This window comes from Enteractinococcus helveticum (assembly GCF_020742345.1).
In the GTDB taxonomy this organism is placed as follows: Bacteria; Actinomycetota; Actinomycetes; order Actinomycetales; family Micrococcaceae; genus Yaniella; species Yaniella helvetica_A.
In genome coordinates this window covers 1-6,590 of record NZ_DYXC01000082.1, presented here as the reverse complement: position 1 = coordinate 6,590, position 6,590 = coordinate 1, and the positions used below count along the sequence as shown (strand labels likewise).

The window sequence follows — 6,590 nt, the reverse complement described above, 5'->3', positions numbered from 1 at the left end:
GCAGTTGGCGTCGTCGATGAGGCTATCCGCAAAGGCGTTAAAAACATCTGGTTCCAGAAGGACGTCGATGGACCCGAAGCGGTCGATAAGGCGCTCAATGCCGGCATGAACGTCGTCGTGGACACCTGCCCATCGATTGAAGGCCGCATGCGCTCCTTCGGATGGCGCATGTAAGAGGCCTGTAGCTGACAAACTTGCGGCCCCGGGATGGGCTGTAGATCCACGGGGCCGCACTCGTCGATTTATGTATTAGCCGTTTTGCTCTTGCCAACGATCAACGCAAGCTGCTGCGCTGTCTGTCACATTGTCGTCAGAAGCGTGTTCCTCGTAGTGGGCTTTATAGGCGTCTAAGTATGCTTCGGGGTTTTCGAAGTTATATGTCGCCACTGTGTCGAGCCACAGCTGTTCGGCACGGTCGCCAATTTCGTCTTGCCAGCGCTGGGTTTCCGTCTGATCCCAGCGGGTGAAGTCTTCAACATCTTCATGGTCAATCATGGCATCACAAACGGTTTCGATTTGTTCGTTATATGCCGTCATCGCTTCGCTGTAGTTCAGTTCGTCGGTGACTTCGTCAACGACTTGTTGCAGATCTTCAGGCAACGAATCGTATGCGTCTTTATTCCACCACATGCCGTAGGCGGTGTACTGGCCCAGGCCTGGGTCTGTCCAATAGGGGACCTGTTCGGCTACCGCGTATTGGGTGGCGAAGTCCAGTGCTGAGGCGACCGAATCGATGACTCCACGCTGCAGTGCTTCGTAGGTTTCGGCTGCAGTGATGGCAGAAATGTTCATGCCGGCATCGCTGAGGATCTGTTGGGTTACCGGTCCAGCGGCCCGAGCATTTAGGCCGTTGAGGTCATCCAGATTTTCGACTGGTTCTTGGGAGCCGATGAACAGCGTGCCTACTGGCCAGCTTGAAGCTAGATGCAGGTTGTTATCTTCCAGGTCTTGAATGACGGGTTGGTAATCCTGGTGGACGTCGTACATAGCACTGATGGCTGCTTGCATGTCGGTGTTCATGCCGATGATGGAGATCACTGACATTGAAGGCAACATGTGCGGTGTGTAGTCGTTAATAGTCGTGCCAAGATCGGCGCGGCCATCGCTGACACATTCGGCAATTTCATCTAGAGGGCAGATGACTTGGAAGTCTGTGCGGTCGATTTCAATTCGACCATCGGAGCGTTCTTCAAGCATCTCGAGGTAGCGGTCCTGAACGGCTTCGTGTGGCGTTCCGGCCTGTGTGCCATTGGCCAATACAAACGTGTGAACCTCTCCGCCGCCTTGTGCGCCAGGGTCTGAATCTCCGCAGGCGGATAAGCTCAGAGCCAGTGCGGCCCCTGCTGCGAGGCCTTTGAAAAGCCCTCTGTTTCGAGTGGTGTGTGGTGTGGTCATGTGATGCTGTCCTGGTCGGTGGAGTAGTGAAATACTGCGTGAGAAATTGGCTTGCCGCAACTACCAAACGTGATGAGCGATACATTTAATGATGCGTGCTGCTGGCCCAAAAGAAAACTATGCTTACTTAGACTGGCAATGAAGAATAACTTGGGAGATGCGTGGATATCCCGTTTACCTTGCGACAAGTGCAGTATTTTCAGACGGCGGCCGCAGCGGGAAGTTTGGCCGCGGCCGCCAAGCGCATGAATATTACCCCGACTGCTTTGGCTTTAGCCTTGGACGAGTTTGAAAAACAGTTGGGGCTTACCTTAATTCTTAGGCGTAAGGGCCGCGGTATCGTGTTGACCAGCGACGGGCAGCGCATATTGGAAAAGTCCAAACAGCTGACAACCGATGCGCTGCAACTGCTGGAAGAGGCGTCAGACTCACGAAACGACATCTCAGGATTATTGCGTATTGGACTGTTCACAACACTTGCGCCATTCCTGAGTCCGCCACTTTTGAAAACCTTTGCTAGGCAGCATCCACACATCGATTTGCGAGTTCGCGAGGATGGTGCTCAGGGCCTGTATGACCAGCTGACGACCGGTCAGTTAGATTTGGCCATCCAATATGGTTTCCAGGTTTCGCAAGAACTCTTTTTTACCCCGTTATACGAATTTCGCCCCTATTTATTGGTGTCTGCCGATCACCGATTGGCCGACGCTCGTCAGGTCAGCTTGAAGCAAGTGGCCGATGATCCGGTAGTTGGGCTCAATATCCAGCCAACTCTGCAGAACACCCGCAATATTTATGCTCAAGTGGGGCTGGAGCCGAATATTGTGCACAATACCGCAAGTTTTGAGGTCGCACGGTGCCTGGTAGGCAACGGTTTGGGGGTGACGGTGTTGTTTCAACGAACTGCTACTGGTTCAACCTATGACGGGTCCACGGTCGTCGGTCTGCGTCTGACGGATAATATTCGTCCCTCTACCCTGGGTGTGACGCAGGCTCAGTCGGCTACAGAGACAGAACGTGTTCGAGTGCTGATCGATTTCTTAGATGACTTGGTCAACACCTCGCCGGTATTTCAGCAGCTGTAACAGGCTCACTGAGCTCGGAGTTATGAGGATTCGAACATGGAGATGATTAATTCCTCGACTGCGGTGGCGCGATGAGTTAGCCGGACCGCCGGGTTGTGCGATACGACAACCGGTTCGGTGGCCAGTGATGGATTAATTTGACGGTCCACGACCCGCAGGCCTTCGTAGGACAGTTCGGTGAGTGTTTCTTGAAAAAATAATGAGTAGCCGAATCCTCGTGCCACCATGGATCGAACGGTCTCGTAACTTGTTGACCGGTGAATGACATTGGGGTGCAGACCTTGTTCGTGCATCAACCGCAGGGTGTTGTCGCCAGCCGGTGGCAGGTCTAGCAAAATGAGGGGATCGTGTTCCAGCGAACGCAACGACACGGATGCCCGGGTAGCTAACGGGTGGCTTTCCGGCAGTGATACATGGGGAGAAGCCTGGAAAAGCTCTTGCGATAGTACCCCAGCGGGCAGCCCCACCTGGTAAGAAATCATCATGTCCAAGTGGCCATGCAACAGTTTCTTGCTCAAGTCCTCGACTGCCCCCTCTTCGATGTCGAGTTGAACCAGTGGCAAACGCTGGGCGGTTTGGGACCATAACTCGGGAATAATCGTGGCTGCCAGAGTCGCGTAACAGCCAACCTTGACTGAACCTCGTGGCACGTCGTCTCGATTGCCGATGGCAAGGGTCAGTTCGTGGGCCTGTTGCAGCAGCTGTCGGGCGTGCTCGACCAGGTCACGTCCGGTAGTGGTGGTAGTCAGCCCTTTCGCGCGACGACGGATAAATAATTGCGTATTGAAGACTGTCTCAAGCTCGGTCACCGCCGACGAGACGGCGTTTGGTGTGACATACATGGCGTCTGCGGCTGCTGCGAAGGAACCATGCTGGGTGGCTGCCACAAACAGCTCGAGTTGACGCAGGGTCGGTTGAGTCCCGGGCAATGGATTCATAACGTAATTCTACTGCATATAAAACAACATTATCCTCAGTTGCACTTCTTTATTGGCTGTATCACAGTTAATGGTGTGACTGGTAACAAAGTTTTTGACCGAGATCGAGGCGTTGCAGGCCTGGCCTGGGGTATCCACGTTCCGTTTCGTCAGTATATGCAGCGAATATGGGACGGTCAGATGGCCGCTGGTGACGGCGCAGCACTCTTAGAGTCAGAGGAAACCTACTTTCCGCTGGAGTGCGACACCGCAATATCAGGGGAGCTACGGTTTACCGGTTTTGTAGAATTCATCGGCCACAACGGCATGCTGGCAGTCACCGTACGTGACCCGTGGTTGCAGAGTATTTCAGGACAATGGTCGTTGACGATCGTCGACCCATTTGACTCTAGGACCAGGATGCCGCTGGTCGAGGTCGACTTTCAGAATGCCGGCATCGGCGAGACTCGACTCACCGAAACCGGAACCGACCTGTTTATGGGCAACTACAACGAAGGCACGGTCTTTGACCCGGTGCGAATTGTCTTGGCAGAAAAGGATTGAAACTCATGACGACACCACGCCACCACGGCAAATCAGCTCCAGTTGCAGACTGGGTGAAGATCGAGGAACTCTACCGCGACCCGTTTCCAACCTTTGAACGGTTACGCGCCGAAGGCGGGGTGCATTGGATTCCGGCAATCGGTCGATACCTGATCACCTCCTATGACGCCGTACACGACACTGAGCTGGATCAGGAAACTTTTTCGGCCAACGAAGAGGGCTCGCTGATGATCCGGGCCATGGGTCATTCCATGTTGCGCAAAGACGATCCTGAACACCGTGTTGAACGCCAAGCCTGGCAGCCGGTTATGCGCCCTTCTGTGGTGAAGAAGACCTGGGCCCCAATTTTTGAACGCAATGCTCAGCGGTATCTCAACGAGCTCAAAGCCAAAGGGCCAGGTGCCGACCTCGTGTGGGATTTTGCGGCACCCTATGCTGGCGAAAACCTGCGCGCCGTCACCGGTTTGCACAACGTGACCCAGCAGGATCTGCAGCGCTGGTCGCAAACCATGATCGATGCCACCGGCAACTATGCCGATGATCCCGTGGTGTGGGCCAAGGGCGAGGCCTCATATAACGAAGTCGATGAGGCGCTTGATGAAATGCTGGCCTGGCACAAAACACACCAGGACGACTCGATGCTGTCGGCCCTGGTGCGGTTGCCGGATTACCAGATGCCGGTGGAATCCATTCGAGCCAACCTGAAGATGACCATCGGCGGAGGACTCAATGAACCGCGCGATGCGATCGGCGTGGCCGCCTGGGCGCTGATGCAAAACCCCGACCAGCTGGCACTGGTGCAGGAAGACCCCACAAAATGGGATGCGGTCTTTGACGAAGCGATCCGCTGGGTTGCCCCGATTGGCATGTACTCACGCCAAACCACCCGTGATGTGGTGTTGCAGGGGACGTTCTTGCCTGCCGGTGCGAAACTGGGGATCTCCCTGCTGTCTGCCAACCGGGATGAACACTACTGGAAGAATCCGGAACGTTTTGATCTGACCCGTACTGGCGAAGGCGCCCACCTGGCCTTCGGCAAAGGCGTGCACGTGTGCTTGGGCGCCTGGGTTGCTCGGGCACAGTTTGCCGCAGCCCTACCAAAACTATTCTCCCAGCTGCCAAACCTTGGCCTGCTCCCGGATCAGCCAGCAGAAGCCGGTGGCTGGGTCTTCCGTGGCATGGATCTGCTGCCCGTGCGCTGGGATGCCGAGGAATCAGTAGTTGAGCACCCCGCAGCGCGACCAGCCCACGTAGCCATCGTGGGCTCCGGGCCGGCAGGCTCCTATACGGCTCAGGCCATCAAGCGCCGCCTGCCGGATGCTCGGGCGACCATCTTCGATAAATCCCCAACACCCTTTGGGCTGGTACGCTCCGGTGTGGCCGCCGACCATCAGGGCACCAAGGACGTTCAAGTCCAATTCAGCCAGCTCTTTGAACGCCACGGGGTGGAATTCATCGGCTCCACCACGGTGACCACCGGACAGCCGCTCGACGACGTTGCCATCCACGGGCGACCATCCTGCCACGCACCAAAAGTCTCAACCATGCACGCCACCGGTGCTGAAATTACGCTGCAGCAACTGCGCGATACGCACGACGCCGTCGTCGTCGCCACGGGCCTAAGCTCAGATAACACGCTGACCATTGACGGCGCCGACGCGCCGCAGGTGTACGGTGCCGGAAAGATCGCCCGGTTGCTCAACGCCGACGCCGAAGAACACCGGGCCACCACTCAGCTGCCAACGCTGGGGGAGACGACCACGGTGGTGGGCAATGGCAACGTGGCCATGGATATGATCCGGCTATTGGCCTCAACCGCCCAGCAACTGGCCGCCTCCGACATCGATGAGCCCACCCATGCCGCGCTGACGGAACACCTGCACACCATCAACGTGATCGGCCGGTCTGACGTCACTGCAGCAAAATTCGACACCGTCATGCTGCGCGAAATCGCCGACCTGCCGGGCATCATCCACACCGTGACCGGCTTCGACCCTGATGCCGCGGCCCACGATGCCCGCGCCAAACTCGTGGCTGAACTCGCCGCGCGCCCAGTAGAACCTGATGCACGCATGAAGATTAACTGGTACTTTGGCCACACCCCGCAAACAGTGGTGACCACCGACGACGCCGTTGAAGCACTGGCTCTGTCATCCAACACCATGACCTTCAAGATCGGCACCACCTCAGTGATTACCGCGATCGGGTTCCACGGGGACCAAACCCAGCAGCTGCTGCAGATCAGTGACGACGCCCGCGCAACGGGTCGAGTTGCAGACGGCCTGTATGCAGCCGGATGGTTGCGCCGCGGACCGGTTGGCACCATCCCGTCGCAGCGCGCCGATGCACGCGAACTGGCCGAGGTCATCGCAACCGATCTTGCCGACTCAGGAACCAAACAGGCTGCCGGCATGCCTGCGTTGCGTAATCACCTGGCCCGGTCCACGACCTGGGACGGATGGTTGATGATCGACGCATACGAGCAAACCAATACTGCATCACCGCGGCCACGTACCAAACTGACCGATGTGCGCCGTCGTCGTTTCATTGCGGCCTCAGCGACGGACCTACCGCGCTCGCAGCAACCGCAACACGAAGTGGAACTCAACAACGAGCACCTGCCACCGCT

Annotated in this window: 6 protein-coding genes; 4 read left to right on the top strand and 2 right to left on the bottom strand. The window is 56.8% G+C overall.

Annotation, left to right across the window (positions count from 1 at the left end; all coding sequences use genetic code 11):
• Nucleotides 1–174: CoA-binding protein (locus tag K8V32_RS14630; RefSeq protein ID WP_369681051.1), on the top strand; the 174-nt coding region annotated here is incomplete at its 5' end.
• Nucleotides 175–249: 75 nt separating this feature from the next.
• On the opposite strand, the gene dctP is transcribed toward K8V32_RS14630, so the two are convergent.
• On the bottom strand, nt 250–1,395 hold the full coding sequence (gene dctP, locus K8V32_RS07605; RefSeq protein ID WP_303905328.1) for a TRAP transporter substrate-binding protein DctP: 1,146 nt from the start codon (nt 1,393–1,395) through the stop codon (nt 250–252).
• Between the two features lie 161 nt (nt 1,396–1,556).
• On the opposite strand from dctP, the gene K8V32_RS07600 reads away from it, so the two are divergent.
• The gene (locus tag K8V32_RS07600) at nt 1,557–2,480 is read left to right on the top strand and encodes a LysR substrate-binding domain-containing protein (RefSeq protein WP_303905325.1); all 924 of its coding nucleotides are present in this window, start codon (nt 1,557–1,559) and stop codon (nt 2,478–2,480) included.
• A 20-nt stretch (nt 2,481–2,500) separates the two neighbouring features.
• Here the strand turns inward: K8V32_RS07600 and K8V32_RS07595 are convergent, their stop codons facing one another.
• The gene (locus K8V32_RS07595; protein ID WP_303905323.1) at nt 2,501–3,418 is read right to left on the bottom strand and encodes a LysR family transcriptional regulator; all 918 of its coding nucleotides are present in this window, start codon (nt 3,416–3,418) and stop codon (nt 2,501–2,503) included.
• Between the two features lie 75 nt (nt 3,419–3,493).
• Between K8V32_RS07595 and K8V32_RS07590 the strand changes: the two genes are divergently transcribed.
• A complete protein-coding gene (locus tag K8V32_RS07590) occupies nt 3,494–3,961 on the top strand; it encodes an HtaA domain-containing protein (protein WP_303905320.1) in 468 nt (155 codons plus the stop codon).
• 5 nt (nt 3,962–3,966) lie between these two features.
• Nucleotides 3,967–6,590: cytochrome P450 (locus tag K8V32_RS07585; protein WP_303905317.1), on the top strand; the 2,624-nt coding region annotated here is incomplete at its 3' end.

Bases quoted from the DNA above. Each gene is read 5' to 3' on its own strand.
- dctP (WP_303905328.1), bottom strand. From the start codon at position 1,395: ATGACCACACCACACACCACTCGAAACAGAGGGCTTTTCAAAGGCCTC.
- K8V32_RS07595 (WP_303905323.1), bottom strand. From the start codon at position 3,418: ATGAATCCATTGCCCGGGACTCAACCGACCCTGCGTCAACTCGAGCTG.